Here is an 18,091-nt window from a genome sequence, read left to right on the forward strand (position 1 = left end):
CATCGACTGCGTGCCGGGCACATTCCCGGTAGCTAGACAAACGTTAGCATACAGGGTCGGTCCAAAACGGAAGCAACACCCGGATAAATCAAGTAAAAAATGTTATGTCAAATTCCGGATTGTAAGGCTTTCTGTCTAGGAAGGGGTAAAAAAGAGATGGGTGGCTCCGTTGTGTTGGGGGATTGGCGGGGCCACCCTGGTTGGCCGGGCCGTCTTGGGATGCGGCCTGGCTGCTTACTCGGGTGAAGATTCTAGACCTGCAGGGCGTAGGCTTCGCGCCGGTGGCGTCCGGCTGCGACGGCGCCGGCTGCGGCGAGCAGCCCGGCGGCGAACAGGAGGATCATGGTGCCATTGCCGCCCGTCAGGGGCAGGGTGCCTTCATAGGTGTAATCAAGTTGGGCTGGTGTCTGGGCGGCGCCGCCCAGGGTCCAGTCCACGACCACATCAGCCTGCCCAGGATTATGAGCAGGCGTGGTCAGGGTGACGGATCCGTCGGCATTCTGCTGCAGGGAGTCGACTGTCGCCTGGTCGAACTTGACGCCGGTGATCAGCAGCACCGAGTTGAACGCCACCAAGGTCGGGGTGCTGCTTTGCGTCAGACTCCCGTTGCCAAGCTGGCCATACCTGTTGTCTCCCCATGCGTACGTGTTGCCGTCCTGGCCGATGGCCATGGAATTGCTTGCTCCTGCGCTGATTCGTGCCGTTGCGAGCCCAGTGCCGGCGTTGCCCTGGCCTGCGGGCGGCGATACACGTGTGGGGGTGTACCTGTAGTCGGTGGTGTTGTCGCCCAGCTCGCCCTCGTAGTTGTACCCCCATGCCCAGGCTACGCCGCTCCGGTCGACGACCAAAGAGTAGACCCAACCGGCACTAATCTGCGCGACTTGGAATGGCTGGCTGGAGTTTGTGGGGTTTCCTACCTGTTTGGGCGTGGGACGGCTGGTTGTCGTGCCGTCCCCCAGCTGCCCCCAGCGGTTGTCGCCCCAGACCCAGGCTGTGCCGTCCTGGCCGATGGCCAGGGCGTGGAAGGCTCCGGCGCTGATCTGCGTGGCTTTGAAGGCCTTGCTGGCATCCTTGGGGTCGGGCACGCGTGCTGGGTCGGCAGCATATGTTTGGCTGTCGTCTCCCGTGGCTGTGCCGTTGCCGAGTTGCCCGTAGTTGTTGTATCCCCACGTGTATACGTTGCCGTCCGTGTCCAGGGCCATGATGAAGCCCCAATGAGCCCTGACCTGGGCCGCGTGCAGCCCCTGGCCGGAGCCGTTGGGGTCCTTGGCCAGGGTCGGCGTCAGCTTGGGCGTGCTGTACACGGATATGTTTTTTCCTTCGCTGCCCCAGGTGTAGACGCGCCCATCCGGGCTGATGGCTGCCGAGTCGGAGGTGCCGGCGCTGATCTGGACGGCTTTGAAGGGCTGGCCGTCCGCGCTCTTGACGGGCATCGGACTGGGATGGGCATTTGCGTCCTGTCTGCCGTTGCCGAGCTGGCCGTGGTCGTTGGCCCCCCAGCTGTAGACGATACCGTCGCTGCCGATGGCCAGCACGTGGTTCCCGCCTGCCGCGACCTGTGTGTAGGTGAACCCGGAGGCCACGCCATCCGGCAGGGGGACTCTGGTCGGCGTCTTCTGCATGTCTGTCTTCTCTGGATCCTGGCCCAGCTGCCCGGACTGGTTGCTTCCCCATGCGTAGGCGTTCCCGTCGCTGGCCACCCCTATGGCTATGGAGAAGCCATATATTGGGTTGCCGACGCTTGTCTGGTTGAAGCGGATGCCGCGGCTCAGCTTGGGCGGGGTGATGGTGGTCTGCTGGCCGCCCATCGCGTTGCCCTTGCTTGGGCTGATCGACCAGCCGCCGGTGTCCGCGGGGCTCCAATGCGCGACCAGGGTGATGTCTCCGGTGACCGGCTGGCTGAAATCATACGCCACCTTGGAATCGCCCTTGGCATCCTTGAGGAACCAGCCGTCGAACAGGAAGCCGTCCTTGGCTGGGTCTGTGATTGGGCGTGTGGCCTGCTTGCCTATGGTGATCTGTTGTTGGCCTGGGGCCGGCTTGCCGCCGGCGCTGTCGAAGGTGACCGTGTGGGGGTTGATGTAGGTGTAGGTAAGGTGCGCGTCGGGCTGCTGGCCGTTTCTGCTCCAGGAGACGGTCACGTCCGTCTTGCCTCCTGCATGCGGGGGCGTGGTCACGCTCCAGGTGCCGCCCGTATTTGCGGTCAGATTCGTGCCTGCTGTCCCGCCGAAGCTGACGCCGGTCGGCCTGGGAGACTCGGGGAAGGCGACCATGCCTGGCCGGTTGGCTGGCGTGGCGCTGGCGGGGGTGCGTGCCAGCTGGCCTTTGCTGTTGTCTCCCCAGCTGTAGAGGTTGCCGTCCGAGCCCAAGCCCAGGGCATAGCCCCCTAAATAGCCGCCTTCGATTCTGCCTTGGGTGATTGTGATGCCGGCCGGCATGGCCACTCTGCGTGGCGTACCGTCTTGCGTGCTGCTGGCGCTGCGTCCCAGCTGGCCTTTGCTGTTGTCTCCCCAGCTGTAGAGGTTGCCGTCCCATCCCAAGCCCAGGGAATTATCGCCACCTGCGATGACCTGGGTGAATCGTGGGACGCCTGTAGGAGGATTCACTTTGCGGGGCGTACCGTCGTTCAACGCGTTGGTGAGGGTGCGTCCCAGCTGATCTAGGGAGTTGTCTCCCCAGCTGTAGAGGTTGCCGTCCGTTCCCATGGCCAGGGAATGATAGTATCCTGCGCTGATCTGGGTGAATTTCGTGCCGTCTGCCGGCATGGACCCTTTGCTCGGCGTGTTATGTTGATTAGAATCAGTAGCGCCTATGCCCAGTTGCCCGGTACCGTTGTTTCCCCAGCTGTAGAGGTTGCCGTCCGAGCCCAGGGCTAGGGAATAAGTAGAGCCTGCGCTGAACTGGGTGAAGCGGACGCCTGTCGGCGGGGTGACAACGCCTGGCCGGTTTTCTGGCGTTTGGTTGGTTTCTCGTCCCAGCGCCCCGGTACCGTTGTCTCCCCAGCTGTAGAGGTTGCCGTCCGTTCCCATGGCTAGGGAATAATCGTCTCCTGCGCTGATCTGGGTGAATTTCGTGCCGTCTGCCGGCATGGACCCTTTGCTCGGCGTGTTATGCGGAGAATAATCAGTACTGCCGGTGCCGAGCTGGCCGGAGCTGTTGTTTCCCCAGCTGTAGAGGTTGCCGTCCGAGCCCAGGGCCAGGGAATGGCTATTGCCTGCGCTGAACTGGGTGAAGCGGACGCCTGTCGGCGGGGTGACAACGCCTGGTAGGTTTTCTGGCGTTTGGTTGGTTTCTCGTCCCAGCGCCCCGTTGGTTGTGTTTCCCCAGCTGTAGAGGTTGCCATCGGAGCCCATGGCCAGGGCAAAGTCTTTTCCTGTTTCGATGTGGCTGAAGCGTATGTCGGATGTGGTGGGCGTGGTCAGGGTGATCCTGGTGCCTCCTTCTGCTGGGCCGGAGGTGGGTTTGAGGCTCCAGGAGCTGGTTATCCTGGTCCATTTGGCGGTCAGGGTGATGCTGCCGGTGACGGGCTGGCTGAAGTCGTAGGCGGTGTTGCCGGTGAACCATCCGTTGAACAGGTAGCCGTCCCTGCTCGGGTCCTTGGGCCTGGAGGCCTGTCCGCCGCTGGCGACGCTCTGGGAGGGCGTGTTGGTTTTGCCGTCGGGGTCGTTGAAGGTGACGGTGTAGGCTGCCCGCGTCTGGGGCTGGCTGTCGGTGGCCTTGCTTTTGATGCCGGTGTCGCCGGGCTTGTCGGGCTTGTCGGGCGTGGCCTGGGCGCTGGTGAGGGGGGATGCGGTGTTCAGGGGCGAGGGTGAGGGCAGCGGCGACTTGGGGCCGGCCGGCAGGGTTGGTGTGGGCATTGCGGGGGTGGCGCCGGGGTTTTGCTGGTCCATACCGGGGGTGTGACGGCCCTCCTGGCCTGTGCTTTCCGGTATGGCGGGCGCGTTGGCGCCCGTAGCGGACCTGCTGTCGGCTGTGTCGGCTGTGGCGAGTCCTCCGGCGATCAGGCTGGCTGGCAGGGTAATGGCGAGCAGCATGCTGACGAGGATGGCCCTGCGGCTGTGCGTGTTCGTATGCTGACGCATGATCGGCATGATCCCCTTCCCAGGAACTGTTGCCGCGTACTTGGAACTCCCCCGGTCTGGCTCCCCGATAAATGGCAGACACAATCCCAACCTATATACAAATGCTACCACGGTTCATTCGCATGCTCCAAGCGCCCGTCAGCCAGCCTGCCGGGCTGCTTGGCTGAACACTATATGAAGACCGCTTCACACCTTATTGACTCATTCCAGAGAGGGGTTATAAAGGGTGGATGCAAAGGGGTGGGTGGCTCCGTTGTGTTGAGGACTGCGGGGCCACCCTGGTTGGCCGGGCCGTCTTGGGATGCGGCCTGGCTGCTTACTCGGTCGAAGATTCTAGGCCTGCAGGGCGCGGGTTTCGCGCCGGTGGCGTCCGGCTGCGGCTGCGCCGGCTGCGGCGAGCAGCCCGGCGGCGAGCAGGAGGATCATGCTGCCGTTGCCGCCCGTAAGGGGCAGGACGCCTTCGTAAGTGTAGGCCAGGTGCGCCTGGGACTGGCTGACGCCGCCCAGGGTCCAGTCCACGACCACCTCAGCCAGCCCAGGATTATGGACAGCCGTAGCAAAAGAGACGGACCCGTCAGAATTCTGCTGCAGGGGGTCCACGGCTGTCTTGTCGAAGCTGACGCCGGTGATCAGCAGCGAATTGAATGGCACTGGGGTCGGGTTGCTGCTCTGTGCCGTGTCGTTTCCGGTGCCGAGCTGGCCGTAATAGTTGTCGCCCCAGGCGTAGGTGTTGCCGTCCTGGCCGATCGCAAGGGAATGCTGGCTTCCGGCGCTAATGCGTGCAGCTTTGAATCCCGCGTCGGCATTGTTCTGTTGCAGAAAGCCATTTATCTGTGTTGGTGTCCGAGCGTTTTTGACGGTTCCGTTGCCGAGCCGACCGTAGCCGTTGTCCCCCCAGGCCCAGGCTGTGCCTTCCTTGTCAATGGCCAGGGTGTGATTCGTTCCAGTACAGATTTGGCTGGCTTGGAATCCTTGATTGGTGCCTGTGGGATCTTGTACCCGAACGGGGCTGTACTGACGATCGGCAGTGGAGCCATTGCCGAGCTGACCCCGATCATTCCATCCCCATGCCCAGACTGTATCGGTCGTATCAATGGCCAGAGCGCTCCAGCTTCCTGCGCTGATTTGTTTGGCTTGGAGGGGCTGACCTGTTTTGCCTGGGTATTGTACTGGCGTGGGTTGGTTCGTATAGGAGGAGTCACTAGTGCCGTTGCCGAGCTGCCCGTAGTCGTTGTACCCCCATGCATAAACGGTGCCGTTCTTGTCCAGGGCCATGATGAAGCTCCATTTGACGGCGACCTGGACTGCTTGCAGCCCCTCGTTCGAACCACTCGGATCCTGAACCAGGGTTGGGGTTGATCTAGACAGGCTGTATGAGCCGCCGCTGTTGCACTCACTGCCCCAGGTGTAGACGCGCCCCTGCGGGTCGATGGCCGCCGAGTCGTAGGCGCCGGCGCTCACCTGGACGGCCTTGAAGGGCTGGCCGTCCGCTCCCTTGACGGGCTGCGGCTTGGAACGGTCGCTGGTGGTGCCGTCGCCCAGCTGACCGCGGTTGTTGGTCCCCCAGCTGTAGACGATGCCGTCGCTGCCGACGGCCAGCACGTGGTAGCCGCCCGCCACGGCCTGTGTGTAGGTGAAACTGGAATCCACGCCAGCCGGCAGAGGGACCCTGACCGGTGTCTTCTGCGGAGTGCTGCTGGTACTGCCCTGGCCCAGCTGGCCGTACTGGTTGCTGCCCCAGGCGTAGGCGTTCCCGTCGCTGGCCACGCCCACCGAAAAGCCACTGGCCCTTCCGATTTCATAGCCGCCGGCGCTGACCTGGCTGAAACGGATGCCGCGGCTGAGTTTGGGCGGGGTGATGGTTGCCTGCTGGCCGCCCATCGCGTTGCCCTTGTCTGGGTTGATCGACCAGCCGCCGGTGTCCGCGGGGCTCCAATGCGCGACCAGGGTGATGTCAGCGGTGACCGGCTGGCTGAAATCATACGCCACATCGGATTTGCCATTGGCGTCCTTGATGAACCAGCCATCAAACAGGAAGCCGTCCTTGGACGGGCTGCTGGTCGGGCGCGTGGCCTGCCGGCCTTCGGTGATCCGCTGCTGGCCTGGGGTCTGCTGGCCGCCGGCGCTGTCGAAGGTGACCGTGTAGGGGTTGATATAAGTGTAGGTAAGGTGCGCGTCGGGCTGCTGGCCGTTCATATTCCAGTTGATTGTTACGTCGGTCTTGCCTCCTGCATGCGGGGGCGTGGAGACGCTCCAGGTGCCGTCCTTGTTGTCCGTCAGGCTCGTGCCCGCTGTCGTGTCGAACTTGACGCCGGTCGGCGTGGGAGACTCGGGGAAGGCAACCATGCCGGGATTGGTGTCGAAGTCACCGCTGGTGTCGCGTCCCAGCTGGCGGCTGCTGTTGTCTCCCCAGCTGTAGAGGTTGCCGTCCGATCCCATGGCCAGGGAAAAGTACCCATTAATCATGTTTGGCGCGCTGGCTTGGGTGATTGTGATGCCTGCCGGCATGGCCACTTTGCCCGGCGTGCCGTCTTTCGCTGCGCCGGGGTTGCGTCCCAGCTGGCCGTTGGTGTTGTCTCCCCAGCTGTAGAGGTTGCCGTCCGATCCCATGGCCAGGGAATAACCGTTTCCTGCGCTGATCTGGGTGAATTGCTTGACGCCTGTCGGCATGGTCACTTTGCCTGGCTGGTTGGCTGGCATGGTGCTAGTGGGGTTGCGTCCCAGCTGGCTGCTGGTGTTGTTTCCCCAGCTGTAGAGGTTGCCGTCCGATCCCAGGGCTAGGGAGTGGGTGTATCCTGCGCTGATCTGGATGAACTGCTTGACGCCTGCCGGCATGGTTACTTTGCCTGGCTGGTTGGCTGGCGTGGTGCTGGTGGGGGTGCGTCCGAGTGCATTGTAGACGGTTTCTCCCCAGCTGTAGAGGTTGCCGTCCGATCCCAGGGCCAGGGAATAATCCGTGCCTGCGCTGATCCGTGTGAATTTCGTGACCCCTGCCGGCATGGCCACTTTGCTCGGCGTGGCATGAGAATTATTATCTGTAGTGCCATAGCCCAGCTGGCCGCAGTCGTTCTGCCCCCAGCTGTAGAGGTTGCCGTCCGAGTCCAGTGCCAGGGAATGGCCGAATCCTACACTGATCTGGGTGAATTGCCTGACCCCTGTCGGCAGGGGTGCTTTCCCCAGTTTGTTATAAGAGGTGGTGGTGGTGCCGTTGCCCAGCTGGCCGCGGTCGTTCCCTCCCATGCTGTAGAGGTTGCCGTCCGAGCCCAGGGCCACGGAGAACCCATTGCCGGAGCCGGCCTGGGTGAAGCGGTCGCCTTCTTCAGGCGGCTTGACGATGACCGGTCTGTTGGATTGATTTATGCCGCCGTATGTTCCCCAGCTGTAGAGGTTGCCGTCGGAGCCCACGGCCAGGGAATTCCAGATCCCTGTGCTGATGTGGCTGAAGCGTATACCGGGTTGGGTGGGCGTGGTGAGGGTGATCCTGGTGCCTCCGTCTGCTGGCCCGGAGGCGGGGGACAGGCTCCAACTCCTGGTCCATTTGGCGGTCAGTGTGATGTTGCCGGTGACGGGCCGGGTGAAGTCGTAGGCGGTGTTGCCGGTGAACCATCCGTCGAACAGATAGCCGTCCCTAGCTGGGTCCTCGGGCCTGGAGGCCTGTCCGCCGCCGGGGACGCTCTGGGAGGGCGTGTTGGTTCTGCCGTCGGGGTCGTTGAAGGTGACGGTGTAGGCTGCGCGTGTCTGGGGCTTGCTGTCGGTGGTCTTGCTTTTGATGCCGGTGTCGCCGGGCTTCTTGGGCGCGGCCTGCGCGGTGGTGAGGGGGGATGCGGTGTCCAGGGGCGAGGGTGAGGGCAGCGGAGACTTGGGGCTGGCCGGGGTGGCTGGCAGGGTTGGTGCATTGGCTGATGGGTCGGCCTGTTGGCCCGCAGCCGTCTGCTCCAGCTTGGTCGGCTCGGGCACACTGGATTCGCCGGAGGCTGTGTCGGCCATGGCCAGGCCGCCCATGATCAGGCTGGTTGGCAGGATAATGGCGAGCAGCATGCTGACGAGGATGGCCCGGCGGCTGTGCATGTTCGCATGCTGACGCATGATCGGCATAATCCCCTCCCCAGGAACTGCTGCCGCGTATCCGGAACACCCCCCGGTCCGGCTCCCCGATAGATGCCAGGCACAATCCCAACTATGTAGAAAATGCTACCACGGTCCGTCCGCATACTCCAAGTACCTGTCAGCCAGCCTGCACAAGACATGAAGGCTGTTACACGTCTTATTGGCGATATAGAGGGTGGAAGCAAAGAGGTGGGTGGCTCCGTTGTGTTGGGGGATTGGCGGGGCCACCCTGGTTGGCCGGGTCGTCTTGGGATGCGGCCCGGCTACTTACTCGGATGAAGATTCTAGGCGTGCTGGATGCGGGTTTCGCGCCGGTGGCGTCCGGCTGCGGCTGCGCCGGCTGCGGCGAGCAGCCCGGCGGCGAGCAGGAGGATCATGGTGCCGTTGCCGCCCGTCAGGGGCAGGGTGCCTTCGTAGGTGTAGGTCAGATGCGCCTGGGTCTGGCTGACCCCGCCCAGTGTCCAGTCCACGGCCACGTCGGCCTGTCCCGGACTGTGCACAGGCGTAGCAAAAGAGACGGATCCGTCAGAATTCTGCACCAGGCGGTCCACGGCCGTCTTGTCGAACTTGACGCCGGTGATCAGCAGCGAGTTGAGGACCACCAAGGTCGGGGTGCTGCTCTGCGCTAGACTCCCGTTGCCGAGCTGGCCGTACTGGTTGTCGCCCCAGGCGTACGTGTTGCCATCCTGGCCGATGGCCAGAGATTGGCCTCGTCCTGCGCTGATTCGTGCTGTTGCGAGCCTGGTGCCGGCGCTGCCCTGGCCTGCGGGCGGCGACACGCGCCTGGGGGTGGGCTGGTTGCTGGTGGTGTTGTCGCCGAGCTGGCCGTTGGTGTTCCTTCCCCATGCCCAGGCTGCACCGCTCTTGTCGATGGCCAGAGAGTGGATTACGCCGGCGCTGATCTGCGCGACTTGGAATGGCTGGCTGGAGTCTGTGGGGTTTCCTACCTGCGTGGGCGTGGGCCTGCTAATTTCCGTGTTGTCGCCGAGCTGCCCGTAGTCGTTGTACCCCCATGCCCAGGCGGTACCGTCCTTGCTGATGGCCAGGGCGTGGAAGCCTCCGGCGCTGATCTGCACGGCTTTGAAGGCTTTGCTGGCATCCTTGGGATCGGGCACGCGTGCCGGGTCGGCGGCGTACGTGGTGCTGCCTTCTCCTGTGCTTTGGCCGTTGCCGAGCTGCCCGTAGTTGTTGTATCCCCACGTGTATACGCTGCCGTCCGTGCCCAAGGCCATGATGAAGCCCCAGTTGGCGCTGACCTGGGCCGCGTGCAGCCCCTGGCTGGAGCCGTTGGGGTCCTTGGCCAGGGTCGGGGTCGGTTTGGACGTGCTGTAGTTGTAGTGATTGTTTCCTTCGCTGCCCCAGGTGTAGACGCGACCCTGGGGGTTGATGGCCGCCGAGTCGTAGGCGCCGGCGCTCACCTGGACGGCTTTGAAGGGCTGGCCGTCCGCGCCCTTGACTGGCATCGGACTGGGATGAGTATTTGCGTCCTTACTGCCGTTGCCGAGCTGGCCCTGGTCGTTGGCCCCCCAGGCGTAGACGGTCTGGTCGGAGCCGATAGCCAGCACGTGAGCCCCGCCTGCCGCGATCTGCGTGTAGGTGAAACCGGAGGCAACGCCGTCCGGCAAGGGGACCCTGACCGGCGTCTTCTGCGGAGTGCTGCTGGTACTGCCCTGGCCCAGCTGCCCGTACTGGTTGTTGCCCCAGGCGTAGGCGTTCCCATCGCTGGCCACGCCCACCGAAAGGCCGGGCGAACCCCCGGACTGGTAGCCGCCGGCGCTTATCTGGCTGAAACGGATGCCGCGGCTCAGGTTGGGCGGGGTGATGGTCGCCTGCTGGCCGCCCATCGCGTTGCCCTTGCTTGGGCTGATCGACCAGCCGCCGGTGTTGGCGGGGCTCCAATGCGCGGCCAGGGTGATGTCGGCGGTGACCGGCTGGCTGAAATCATACGCCACTTTGGAACCGCCATTGGCGTCCTTGAGGAACCAGCCATCAAACAGGAAGCCGTCCCTGGCCGGGTCTGTGATTGGGCGTGTGGCCTGCTGGCCTCCTGTGATTCGCTGCTGGCCTGGTGTCGGATTGCCGCCGGCGCTGTCGAAGGCGACCGTGTAGGTGATGATGTACGTGTAGTCCAGGTGTGCGTCGGGCCTCCAGCCGTTCCTGCTCCAGAAGACGGTCACGTCCGTCTTGCCTCCTGCATGCGGGGGTGTGACGACGCTCCAGGTGCCGTCCTTGTTGTCGGCCAGGCTCGTACCCCGCCTATCGCCGAAGCTGACACCGGTCGGCTTTGGTTTCTCAGGGAAGTCGACTATCCCGGGTTGGCCGTCGAAGTAGCCGCTAGCGTCGCGTCCCAGCTGCTGGTTGCCGTTCCATCCCCAGCTATAGATGTTGCCGTCCGAGCCCAGGGCCAGGGAGAAGTCCCCACCCAAAGTGCCGGGCGCGCTGGCTTGGGTGATTGTGATGCCTGCTGGCATGGCCACTTTGCGTGGCGTGCCGTCTTTCGTTGCGCTGGGGTTGCGTCCCAGCTGGCCGCTGGTGTTGTCGCCCCAGCTGTAGAGGTTGCCGTCCGATCCCAGGGCCAGGGAATGCTCGCCGCCTGCGATGACCTGGGTGAATCGGCTGACACCTGTTGGCAGGTTCACTTTGCGTGGCGTGCCGTCCTCAGCCCCATTGATGCTGCGTCCCAGCTGGCCTTTCTCGTTGGTTCCCCAGCTGTAGAGGTTGCCGTCAGTTCCCAGGGCCAGGGAATGCTTGTATCCTGCGCTGATCTGGGTAAATTTTGGGACCCCTGTTGGCAGGTTCACCTTGCTCGGAGCGGCATGAGCATCAGAATCGCTAGCGCCGATGCCGAGCTGTGCGTGGTCGTTGTATCCCCAGCTGTAGAGGTTGCCGTCCGTTCCCAGGGCCAGGGAATGACTGTCTCCTGCACTGATCTGGGTGAATTTTGGGATCCCTGTTGGCAGGATCACCTTAATCGGCTGTTGATTAGGGCTCGCACTGGGATTGCCGATGCCAAGCTGCCCGTAGCTGTTGTCTCCCCAGCCGTATAAGTTGCCGTCCGATCCTATGGCCAAGGAATAGTTAAATCCGGCACTAATCTTGGTGAATTTCGTGCCGTCTGCCGGCATGATCACTTTGCCCAGCCCGCTATTGGTAGTGGTACCATTGCCAAGCTGGCCTTGGTTGTTGAATCCCCAGCTGTAGAGGTTGCCGTCCGATCCCAGGGCCAGAGTAAAGTTCATTCCTGCGCTGGTCTGGGTCAAGTGGACGCCTGTTGGCGGGGTGACGATCACTGGCCTTTCATCGGAGGCATCTCCCCACTTGTAAATGTTGCCGTCGGAGCCTATGGCCTGGGAAGCGTAGGTTCCTGTGCCGACGTGGCTAAAGCGTATGTCGGGTGTGGTGGGCGGGGTGAGGGTGATCCGGGTGCCTCCGGCTGGTGGGCCGGAAGCGGGCGAGAGGCTCCAGGAGCTGGCGCCTTTGGTCCATTTGGCGGTCAGTGTGATGTTGCCGGTGACGGGCCGGGTGAAGTCGTAGGCGGTGTTGCCGGTGAACCATCCGTCGAACAGATAGCCGTCCCTAGCTGGGTCCTCGGGCCTGGAGGCCTGTCCGCCGCCGGGGACGCTCTGGGAGGGCGTGTTGGTTCTGCCGTCGGGGTCGTTGAAGGTGACGGTGTAGGCTGCGCGTGTCTGGGGCTTGCTGTCGGTGGTCTTGCTTTTGATGCCGGTGTCGCCGGGCTTCTTGGGCGCGGCCTGCGCGGTGGTGAGGGGGGATGCGGTGTCCAGGGGCGAGGGTGAGGGCAGCGGAGACTTGGGGCTGGCCGGGGTGGCTGGCAGGGTTGGTGCATTGGCTGATGGGTCGGCCTGTTGGCCCGCAGCCGTCTGCTCCAGCTTGGTCGGCTCGGGCACACTGGATTCGCCGGAGGCAGTGTCAGCCGCGGCGAATCCTCCGGCGATTAGGCTGCAGGCGAGCAGCATGCTGACGACGATGGCCCGTTGGCTGTGCGTGTTCACATGCTGACGCATGACCGGCATGATCCCCTTCCCAGGAACTGTTGCCGCGTACTTGGAACTCCCCTGGTCCGGCTCCCCGATAGATGGCAGACACAATCCCCACATATATTCATTAGGTTATCACCGTCCGTCTGCATGCTCCAAGTGCCCGTCAGCCAGACTGCCGGGCTGCTTGTCTGAACACTATATGAAGACTGCTTCACGCCCTACTGGCGATATAGAGGGTGGAAGCAAAAAGGTGGGTGGCCCCGTTGTGTTGGGGGATTGGCGGGGCCACCCTTCGGCTGGGCTAACTTGGGGTTTAGTCCAGCCGCTTACTCGGGTGAAGATTCTAGGCGTGCAGGCTGTGTGATTCCCGCCTGTGGCGTCCGGCTGCGGCTGCGCCGGCTGCGGCGAGCAGCCCGGCGGCGAGCAGGAGGATCATGGTGCCGTTGCCGCCTGTCAGGGGCAGGACGCCTTCGTAGGTGTAGGTCAGATGCGCCTGGGTTTGGCTGATGCCGCCCAGAGTCCAGTCCACGATCACGTCGGCCAGTCCCGGATTATGGGCGGGGGTGGTCAGGGTGACGGACCCGTCAGAGTTCTGTACAAGGTGGTCCACGGCCGTCTTGTCGAACTTGACGCTGGTGATGTTGAGTGGGGTGGGGTCGAATATGGTCTGTATGGGTGTGGGGCTGTTGCCTGTTGTGGGGATGCTGGTGTTGCCGAGCTGGTTGTAGTCGTTCTTGCCCCAGGCGTAGGCGTTGCCGTCCTGGCCGATGGCCAGGGAATGGTTGTGGGCTGCGCTGACGCAGACGGCCTTGAATCCTTGCCCTGTGTTGTTCGGACCGGTCACTTTTGTGGGGGTTTCCTGCGAGTTGGTGTTGCCGTTGCCGGTCTGCCCGTATTGGTTCCAGCCCCAGCCCCAGGTGGTGCTGTCCTGGTCTATGGCCAGGGAGTGCCATGTTCCAGCGCTGATGCAGGTGACTTTGATGGTCTTACCGGTGTTGCCGGGGTCGTTCGTAGGCCTTGTGTAGTTGGTGTCGTTGACCTTGCCCCAGGTGTACAGACTGCCGTCCTCCTCTCCGATGGCGAGGGCGTGCCGGGAGCCGACGCTGATCTGCGTGGCCTTGAAGGTTTTGCTGGCGTCCCTGGGGTCTTGAACTGGCTTTGGGTCGTTGGCGTAGTCAGCGTTGCCATCCCCTGTGGCGGTTCCGTTGCCGAGCTGGCCATTGGTGTTGTATCCCCAGGCGTATACGTTGCCGTCCTCGTCCAGGGCCAGGATAAAGCTCCATTTGACACTGACCTGGACCGCATGCAGTCCCTGGCTGGAGCCATTGGGGTCCTTGGCCAGGGTCGGCACCAGCTTGGCCGTGCCATAGGAGGAGTAACTGTTGTGTTCACACCCCCAGGTGTAGACACGGCCCTGGTCGTCGATGGCAGCCGAGTCGTAGGCTCCGGCGCTTATCTGCAAGGCTTTGAAGGGCTGGCTTGTGTTGTTCGGGTCCGGCACGGGCTGGGGCTTGTACCGGTCCGCGGTGGTGTTGTCGCCCAGCTGGCCATGATCGTTGCGGCCCCAGCTGTAGAGGATTCCGTTGGAGCCTATGGCCAGAGTGTGGGCGCCCCCTGCAGCGATCTTCGTGTAGGTGAAGCTGGCTGCCTCTTTGTCAGGCAGGTCAGGCAGGGGGATCCTGGTCGGTGTCTTCTGAGCGGATGTTTTGGAAGGGTCTTGGCCCAGCTGCCCGTACTGGTTGTTGCCCCAGGCGTAGGCATTCCCGTCGCTGGCCACTCCTACTGAGAAGCCGATGACGCTGTCCTGCTCACCACCTGCGCTGACCTGGTTGAACCGGATGCCGCGGCTGTGGTCAGGCGGTGTGATCGTCACCTGCTGGCCGCCCAACACGTTGCCTTGGCTTGGGCTGATTGACCAGCGTGTGTCAACTGGTGACCAATGTGCGACCAGACCGATGCCGCTGGTGACGCGTTGGCTGAAGTCGTATGCCACATTGGAATCACCTTTGGCATCCTCAAGGAACCAGCCATCAAACAGGAAGCCGTCCCTGGACGGATCAGGATAGGGACGTGAAGCCTGATTTCCATCTGTAACCGATTGTTGAGCGGGCATGCCGGAAACCGTGCAGTCGGTACATCCCTTGGCGAAGTTGACCGCATGATCCGCACCGTCGTATTTGTAGGACAATGTGGCATCGGTTTGCGGTCCGTTCATGCTCCAGGAGATGACCACCTTTACCCATCCCGTGGCATGCGCAGGAGGCTTGAGCGACCAGTAATTGCCCTGCTGGTCTGTTTGCATTGCTGAATAGCTGACAGATGCGCCATCGAACAGGGCTCTAATGAGGTTCGCAGACTCAGGGAAGATGACCCGGCTGGCCTGCATTACCTGCGTTGATGGTGTGCGGTTGTTGGTGTTGCCCAGGTTTCCGAAGTCGTTCCTTCCCCAACCATACGCATATCCGTCGGATCCTATTGCCAGGGTGGTGTTCCCGAAGCTGCTGATGGCTTGGTATGTGAACGGCTCGACCACATTTGCAGGATGCATGGCCTGGAAAGGAGTGTTCCAATTGTAGCCTCCGGAGGGTTTCTTGCTTTCGTCGACGCCTAGCTGCCTGTCGGCATCGGATCCCCATCCGTAGACCTCGCCATCATTGCCGATGGCTAGGGAGTACTTGTATCCCGCATTGATCTGGGTGAAGCGGAAGGAGCTTGGGGCCCCGGCAGGATGGACGACCTTGCTGGGTATGGCGACATACGCATGGGGGCCATCTGCTTCAGAGTTGTTGTTGACCGGGTGACTGGGGTCGCCGAGTGCAGCATTGTCGTTGACTCCCCAGGCATATACTTCGCCGTTGCTGCCCAGCGCTAAGGAGTGCACGTAACCGGCGCTGATCTGCGTATAGGAGAAGGTCGAAGCATCCACGTCGGCTGGTTTGGAGACCTTGACCGGCTTGTTGTAGCTGCCGTATGAGCCGCCGTTGCCTATCTGTCCCCACCGGGCATCGCCCCAGGCATAGGCGTTCCCGTCATTGCCCAGAGCAAGCGAACGGTAGTAGGTCACGCTGATCTGGGTGAATTTGAATGAGGACGGCACATTATCCGGTTTCAACACTTTGACAGGCGAATAGGAATTCGTTGTATCGCCGATTCCCAGTCGTCCATAGAGACCTGCGCCCCAAGCCCAGGCGTTGCCGTCACTGTCCAAGGCCATGGAATGCTGCTCCCTGGTGCATACCTGCTCGTAGTGTGTACCTGTGCTGGCATCGAGCATTGTCGGGGTTGTCCTTCTGGTTCTGTCTCCCAGGCCAAGCTGACCGGAGTCGTTGCGGCCCCAGGCCCAGATGTGGCCTTGGTCGTCCAAGGCCAGGGAGTTGCGCATGCCCGCACTGACCTGGATGATGTGGGCTGACTGTGGGAAGGTAATCAGTTGGGGCGTGTAATGGTCCTGAAGTGTGCCGTCGCCCAGCTGCCCGTAGTCGTTGCTTCCCCATCCGTACGTGTTGCCGTCTGAGCCGATGGCCAGGGTGTGTCGGTCGCCTGTGCTAATTTGGGTAAATTTGAGGCCACGCGGTGTGGGCGGCCTAAGCTGCAATTCATTGCCGCCTTTGGATGGCCCGTGCCAGGGGCTGAGATTCCATGAACCCTTTTTGTCGGTCCAGTGGGCTTGCAGGGTGATGTCTTTGGTGACGGGCTGGCTGAAGTCGTAGGCGATGTCGCCGGTGAACCAGCCGTCGAACAGGTAGCCGTCCCTGGTCGGGTCGGCCGGTCTTGCGGCCCGGCTTCCTTCGTTGACGTTCTGGGTTGAGCTGGTGTGCTGGTACTCGTCGGCGAAGGTGACGGTGTGCGTGGCTGAGGATCGTGTCAGCAGGGAACGGCTGTCGTCACTGGGCGTGGGTTGTGCGGACGGCGTCGGGTTTGTTGGGTGCAAGGGTGATGGGGTGGCCAGTGGTGACTGGGGTGTTTTTGATATGGTGGCTGGCGTTGCCTTGCTGGAGATAGTGCCGGAATTTTGCTTAGCTACGCGAGGGGTCTGACGACCCCCCCCCCCCGGTGCCTTCTGATGTGGTCGGCGCGTTGGCACCGGCCACATCAGACTCGCTGGCCGTAGTGCTGGCATCGGCGCTGGTGCAGGCAAGGAGGCCTATAGGCAGGATGACAGATAGCAGAAAACTGACGGCTGCAGCTGGTCTGATCGACATGTGCTGATGCTGACGCATATTAAGCATGATCCCCTTCCCCAAAGGCTGACGCTGCCGACCCCTGCCGGTAAGACACCCTCGGAGGCTTCCTAGACGTTTTGCGCGTCCCCATCCCTTTTCATGAGGGTGTGAACAGAAAGCCCTGCATCCTCCAACTATACTACCTGAGGATAAAATCCTCTCAGGTGGAATGTCGAGGGAACATCGCCAAACAGGACTTCTGATGCAGTGGCCCGCTGAATTGGTCGGCAGTTCCGGATCAGGCAGGCCAACCGGCGATCAGGGCGTGCAGGCCCTTGCGGTAGCTGGTCTCCATAAGTGCACTGATTCCGTCGCCCGGAGAATCGAACAGCCTCTTCAGATCATCAAATCCTTGGGTATCCTCGGCCAGCTTTTTTGCAAGTTCCGTATTGGTCCGGCCACCCGCACCGCCGACCGGGGGAGAGGCCTGGGCGATGGCGCTACCCAAGGTCAGTCCGGCCAGACTGTTGAGCAGGTGGATGGTGTCTGAATCGATCTTGAGCCCATGGGTGGTCAGCTGGTTCAACCAGGTGCTGACCATGTGGAAGGACTGGTCCGTGTTGATGGGATGCGTGGCCATGAGCGGGAGCGCCCGGGGATGCGAAAGCAGCGTCCGGTGAACCTGGAGCATGACCTCTTCCAGCGCTTGCCGCCATCCCATGCCCTGGGGTATGGAGTCGAGGTCGGTGGCTGACTGCCAGATGAGCTCGACGATCCCATCTAGCAGGGCGGCCTTGCTGGGCACATGGCGGTAGATGGCTGGCCCGGACACCCCCATCTGCTTGCCCAGGGCGCGGATATTCAGGGCCTCCAGTCCGTGCTCGTCGACGAAATATAGGGCAGAGCGCAGAACATAGTCGCGGTTGAGCGTCGTCTTGACGGGTGCCTTGGGTGGGTCAGCCATGCCTTCCTCACTCCTTCCGCTGTACTCCTCTCTTGAATAGTACCGTTGCCAGAAGAGCCAGGGCGAGCAGGAAGGCCAGCAGGATACGCAGGTCAGGCCATACATCCGCCATTCCGGCATGGTCGAAATTGATTTTTCCTACGGCATCCATGGCCCAGTAGACGGGACTGCCCTTGGCCAGCTTCTGTGCCCAGTCCGGGAATCCGGAGACAGGGCTGAGGGCTCCGCCCATGCCAGCCAGGAGCATGCCAAGAATGTTGTTGAAGGACATGGCCATGTTCTGGGAGGACGAGAAGATGTAGAGCAACAGGCCGAAGAGGGTCAGCACAATTGAAATGAGCAGGCAGACCGCGGCCAGGGCCAGGACTGATCCATTAGGCCGATAGTGGTAGAGCGCCGTCCCGATCAGCATGACTAGAGAGACCTGGACCACCTGCACCATGAAGGACACGCTCAGTTTGGCCATGACCAGGTCGAAGAGGGAGACCGCCGACACCCGCATTCTGTCCCAGGTGTGCCATTCATGCTCCTGGAAGAAGAGTTGGAGGACCAGCTGCAGGGAAAACATGGCGAAAAGGATGGCGAACCCAGGAAGCGCCTGCTCGGATCCATTGGCGCCCAGATGCCCCTGGGCCCTCAGCGAGTCCCGGTAGGAGGGCAGCATGAAGGGGATGATGATCAGTGGAATGGCCACGATGACCGCCTGCAGCCAGATGCTTCGCAGCTCGATTTTGAAATTCAGGCGGAACGCCGCTAGATATCCGTTGAAATGCATGG

The 18,091-nt window shown here is 62.4% G+C and carries 7 protein-coding genes; all 7 read right to left on the reverse strand.

The window, feature by feature from the left end:
- Positions 1–251 precede the first annotated feature (251 nt).
- On the reverse strand, positions 252–4,082 hold the full coding sequence (locus tag DKK74_RS01990) for an RCC1 domain-containing protein (RefSeq protein WP_181414868.1): 3,831 nt from the start codon (positions 4,080–4,082) through the stop codon (positions 252–254).
- A gap of 333 nt (positions 4,083–4,415) precedes the next feature.
- On the reverse strand, positions 4,416–8,168 hold the full coding sequence (locus DKK74_RS01995) for an RCC1 domain-containing protein (protein ID WP_146210527.1): 3,753 nt from the start codon (positions 8,166–8,168) through the stop codon (positions 4,416–4,418).
- 305 nt (positions 8,169–8,473) lie between these two features.
- Positions 8,474–12,211 (reverse strand): RCC1 domain-containing protein, encoded by a 3,738-nt coding sequence (locus DKK74_RS02000; protein ID WP_181414869.1) that lies wholly within the window; start codon positions 12,209–12,211, stop codon positions 8,474–8,476.
- 319 nt (positions 12,212–12,530) lie between these two features.
- Positions 12,531–16,118: an RCC1 domain-containing protein gene (locus tag DKK74_RS02005; protein WP_181414870.1), complete on the reverse strand. Its 3,588-nt coding sequence runs from the start codon at positions 16,116–16,118 to the stop codon at positions 12,531–12,533.
- An 85-nt stretch (positions 16,119–16,203) separates the two neighbouring features.
- On the reverse strand, positions 16,204–16,407 hold the full coding sequence (locus DKK74_RS08725) for a hypothetical protein (protein WP_181414871.1): 204 nt from the start codon (positions 16,405–16,407) through the stop codon (positions 16,204–16,206).
- A 241-nt stretch (positions 16,408–16,648) separates the two neighbouring features.
- Positions 16,649–17,314 (reverse strand): TetR/AcrR family transcriptional regulator, encoded by a 666-nt coding sequence (locus tag DKK74_RS02010; RefSeq protein ID WP_181414872.1) that lies wholly within the window; start codon positions 17,312–17,314, stop codon positions 16,649–16,651.
- A gap of 7 nt (positions 17,315–17,321) precedes the next feature.
- Positions 17,322–18,089, reverse strand: a complete 768-nt coding sequence (locus DKK74_RS02015) for an ABC transporter permease (protein ID WP_181414873.1) — start codon at positions 18,087–18,089, stop codon at positions 17,322–17,324.
- Positions 18,090–18,091: the final 2 nt, after the last annotated feature.

The organism is Bifidobacterium asteroides (assembly GCF_003202755.1).
In the GTDB taxonomy this organism is placed as follows: Bacteria; Actinomycetota; Actinomycetes; order Actinomycetales; family Bifidobacteriaceae; genus Bombiscardovia; species Bombiscardovia asteroides_F.

Excerpts from the sequence above, each read along its gene's own strand:
- DKK74_RS01990 (WP_181414868.1), bottom strand. The coding sequence starts at position 4,082 with ATGCGTCAGCATACGAACACGCACAGCCGCAGGGCCATCCTCGTCAGC.
- DKK74_RS01995 (WP_146210527.1), bottom strand. The coding sequence starts at position 8,168 with ATGCGTCAGCATGCGAACATGCACAGCCGCCGGGCCATCCTCGTCAGC.
- DKK74_RS02000 (WP_181414869.1), bottom strand. The coding sequence starts at position 12,211 with ATGCGTCAGCATGTGAACACGCACAGCCAACGGGCCATCGTCGTCAGC.
- DKK74_RS08725 (WP_181414871.1), bottom strand. The coding sequence starts at position 16,407 with ATGCGTCAGCATCAGCACATGTCGATCAGACCAGCTGCAGCCGTCAGT.
- DKK74_RS02010 (WP_181414872.1), bottom strand. The coding sequence starts at position 17,314 with ATGGCTGACCCACCCAAGGCACCCGTCAAGACGACGCTCAACCGCGAC.
- DKK74_RS02015 (WP_181414873.1), bottom strand. The coding sequence starts at position 18,089 with ATGCATTTCAACGGATATCTAGCGGCGTTCCGCCTGAATTTCAAAATC.